Annotated in this window: 1 protein-coding gene; it reads left to right on the forward strand. The window is 34.9% G+C overall.

The window, feature by feature from the left end; translation table 11 throughout:
* Positions 1-124 precede the first annotated feature (124 nt).
* Positions 125-814 (forward strand): peptidylprolyl isomerase, encoded by a 690-nt coding sequence (locus V7014_RS02385; protein ID WP_335503811.1) that lies wholly within the window; start codon positions 125-127, stop codon positions 812-814.
* Positions 815-882 lie beyond the last annotated feature (68 nt).

An 882-nucleotide genomic window follows, 5' to 3' on the forward strand; every position in this document is an offset into this window, starting at 1 on the left:
AGTTTCACTTTATTAAAATGATACAGAATGACAAAGGATTGTTTCAACGAAAACGTTTGGTCTAAAGACAAACGCTTGCGTATGATGTTTCTTTTATTGTACATTTTGAAAAGGAGGATACATAATGAAAAAATTATTATATGTAAGTTTATTACTAATTGTCATGTTAACAGCGTGTGGAACAAAAGAAGAACAAGTAAATTTTAAAAATAGTGATAATGAAAACTTGTCAATAGAGAATTATCCACAATTCATGGAAGCTCAAGCAAATGATAAAGTTGTAACGATGGAAACAACAAAAGGCACTATTAAAATAAAATTGTTTCCTGAGTACGCTCCAAAAGCGGTAGAGAATTTTGTGACACATGCCCAAAACGGTTATTATGATGGACTAACATTCCATCGTGTATTGAAAGACTTTATGATCCAAGGTGGGGATCCTGAAGGAACTGGTATGGGAGGAGAAAGCATCTGGGAGAAACCTTTTGAAGATGAGTTTTCTGATAAACTCTATCATTTTCGAGGGGCTCTATCAATGGCGAATTCAGGAGAGGATACAAATGGTAGTCAATTCTTTATTGTACAAGCTCCAAAAGTAGAGGATAACCAAATCATTGAAGATGCATATCCAAAAGCCATCGCTGATGCTTATAAAGAAAAAGGTGGTACCCCATGGCTAGACAATAAGCATACTGTTTTCGGACAGGTGGTTGAAGGTATGGATGTCGTGGATGAGATTGCAAATGAAGAGGTCGATAGACAAGGAAAACCTGCAGAAGAAGTTGTCATTAAATCGATGAGAGTAAATAAGTAATAAGAAGCTAACTTGTAAGTATATGTGGAATGTACTTATGAGTTGGCTTTTCTTATGAAAGATAAGAA

The organism is Bacillus sp. JJ722 (assembly GCF_036963345.1).
GTDB lineage: Bacteria > Bacillota > Bacilli > Bacillales > DSM-1321 > Bacillus_AD.

Excerpts from the sequence above, each read along its gene's own strand:
- V7014_RS02385 (WP_335503811.1), top strand. The coding sequence starts at position 125 with ATGAAAAAATTATTATATGTAAGTTTATTACTAATTGTCATGTTAACA.